The following is a 2,561-nucleotide window of genomic DNA, read 5'->3' on the forward strand; positions in this document are numbered from 1 at the left end:
CTCGCGCGGGGGGACCCGCTCGCGTGCGCTCAACGCGCGGGGCGGATCGGCGCGAGGCGGCGGCCGGTACGGCGACGATCTCGTGCCGCTCGGGCGCCGGGAGCCGAAGCCCTCCCTCGACAAATTCACCAACCGCATCCCGGCGAAGGTGCGCGACAACGGCGACATGGTGCTCGCGCCCGGCGACCGCATCCGACACGACGACTTCGGCGAGGGGCGCATCGACACCGTCACGGGGGAGGGCGCCAAACGTGTGGCGCACGTGCGCTTCGACACGGCCGGCCCGAAGAAGCTTCTCGTGAAGATCGCGCCGATCGAGAAGATCGGCTGAGGGTCGCCGCCGCCGGGGTGGCTCCGCGGCAGGGACGGGTTAGTCTCGAAGCGATGGCTTTCTTCTCCCGCCGCAAGCGCGAAGACTCCCAGCCCGAGCGTTCCCGTGAGGGAGCAGCCGAGCCCGCGGAGCCGACGGACGCCCCGACCACCGACACCGACGTCACGAGCGGTGCGCAGACGGATGACGCCGCCGCGGATGCGGCAGCGCAGGAGGCCGCAGCATCGGTGAACATCTCGATGTCGTCCTTCCGCGGACTCGGGGGCGGTCCCTCCGCTGCCGCGAGGCCGTCGACGCCGAGCGAGGACGCCGCGCCCGCGAACGCGAAGCCGGCCCCGTCGACCGCAGCGCCGTCCGGTCCGGTGCGGGCCGAATCGATCCCGGGCGTGCGGGACAACGTGCCCGTGCGCGAGGCCATCGCGAAGCTCGCCGACACCGCGCCCGCCGACGGCCTCCTCGAGGTCGCCCGCCAGCTGCTGCAGGGGCATCTGTTCCTGCGCGTGAAGGGCGACGCGCGCACGCTGCTTTCGGAGGGGAAGAGCCTGCCGCTGGCCGTCACCAAGATCGGCGAGAAGCAGTTCGTGCTCGCCTACAGCAGCGGGGCGGCGCTGCAGAAGAGTCTCGCGGCGGACAACGACGCGCAGACCTCGGCGGTCGGACAGCCCGTCACCGCCGTGCTGAAGTACGTTCTCGGCGGTGCGTACGCCGGCCTCATCATCGATCCGGCCTCCGCCCCGGCGCGGGCCGTGGTGCCGCGCGAGCTGATCGAGAAGATGCTCGACCAGGCCGACGAGAAGCTCACCGTCAAGACGCTGCTGTCGACACCGCGTACGGATGCGACGCCGGAGGCGGTGGTCGCGGCGATCCCCGACGCGCGCCTGTGGGTCGCCGTCGGCAAGGCGCCGGACGGCGAGAAGATGGGCATCGCGCAGGGCCGCGCCGACGACGGCACCCGCTACCTCGAGGTGTTCACGCATCCCCTCGAAGTGGCCGCGATGAAGCGCAGCGACCAGCCCGCTCCGGTGACGGCGGCGCAGCTGGCCGGAGCCCTCAAGGCCGATCCCGAGATCGGCGGCGTCGTCATCGACCCGGGCGGGCCGTGGATCCGCCTCACGCGCGACCAGCTCGCACCGGTGATCGCCCTCGCCTGAGACCCACCGCTCGAGAGGTGGTTTCGGCGACGTGGGGTGGGGCCTAGGGTCGTGGGTATGGCGTCCGAGCGCATCACGCTGACCGTCCCGGGACCGCACGGCGACCGCGAGGTCGGGCTCTCCAGCCCGAGCCGCGTGCTGTGGCCGGAGGCGGGGATCACCAAGCGGGAGCTCGCCGAGTACTTCATCGCCGTCGCCGACCCGTTCCTCGCCGCGAACGGCGATCGCCCGGTGTCGCTGGAGCGGTTCCCCGACGGCGTCGACGGGGAACGGTTCTACTCGAAGAATCCGCCCAAGGGCGCCCCCGACTTCGTCGAGACCGTGACGGTCACCTACAACAGCGGGCGCCGCCATCCGCAGCTCGTCCTCACCGAGCCCGCGGCCGTCGTGTGGGCGGCTCAGATGAACACCGTCGTCTTTCACCCATGGGCCTCGCGCACGGCCGACACCGACCGTCCGGTCGAGCTGCGCATCGACCTCGACCCCCACGGCGCGACCGATTTCGACGACGCCGCGGCGGTCGCGCCCGAGCTGCGCGGGGTGCTGCGCGAGGCGGGGCTCGAGCCGTGGGTGAAGACCAGCGGCAACCGAGGTCTGCACGTGTTCTGCCCGATCGAGCCGACGCACGAGTTCCTGGATGTGCGCCACGCCGTCATCGCGCTCGCGCGCGAACTGGAACGTCGCCTGCCGGAGAAGGTCACCACGGCCTGGTGGAAGGAGGAGCGCGGCGATCGCGTGTTCGTGGACTTCAATCAGGCCAACCGCGACCGTACGATGGCCGGGGCCTACAGTCCCCGCGCGCTGCCGGCCGCAACCGTCTCCACCCCGCTCAGCTGGGACGAGCTCGAGGCGGGGGTCGACCCGTCCGCGTTCACCGTGCGCAGCACCCCGGAGCGTCTCGAGCGGCACGGCGACCCGTGGGCGGACTTCGCCGCACGACCGGGCCGGATCGACACCCTCCTGGCCTGGTGGGAGCGCGACCTCGAGGCCGGGCTCGGCGAGCTGCCCTTTCCGCCGGACTTCCCGAAGATGCCGGGGGAGCCGTCGCGCGTACAGCCCAGCCGAGCGAAGAAGGACGG

The 2,561-nt window shown here is 72.3% G+C and carries 2 protein-coding genes and 1 pseudogene; all 3 read left to right on the forward strand.

Annotated features, from left to right (window positions below; genetic code table 11):
* Positions 1–331: pseudogene (locus B4E30_RS00940) on the forward strand (ATP-dependent DNA helicase PcrA); the annotation flags it as partial.
* Positions 332–384: 53 nt separating this feature from the next.
* Complete coding sequence (locus B4E30_RS00945; RefSeq protein WP_071044597.1) at positions 385–1,482, forward strand: SseB family protein; 1,098 nt, start codon at positions 385–387, stop codon at positions 1,480–1,482.
* A 57-nt stretch (positions 1,483–1,539) separates the two neighbouring features.
* Positions 1,540–2,561, forward strand: a 1,022-nt coding sequence (gene ligD, locus B4E30_RS00950) for a non-homologous end-joining DNA ligase (protein WP_286793103.1), incomplete at its 3' end; no start/stop codon positions are given.

The organism is Microbacterium sp. UBA3394 (genome assembly GCF_002358725.1).
Taxonomy (GTDB): Bacteria; Actinomycetota; Actinomycetes; order Actinomycetales; family Microbacteriaceae; genus Microbacterium; species Microbacterium luteum.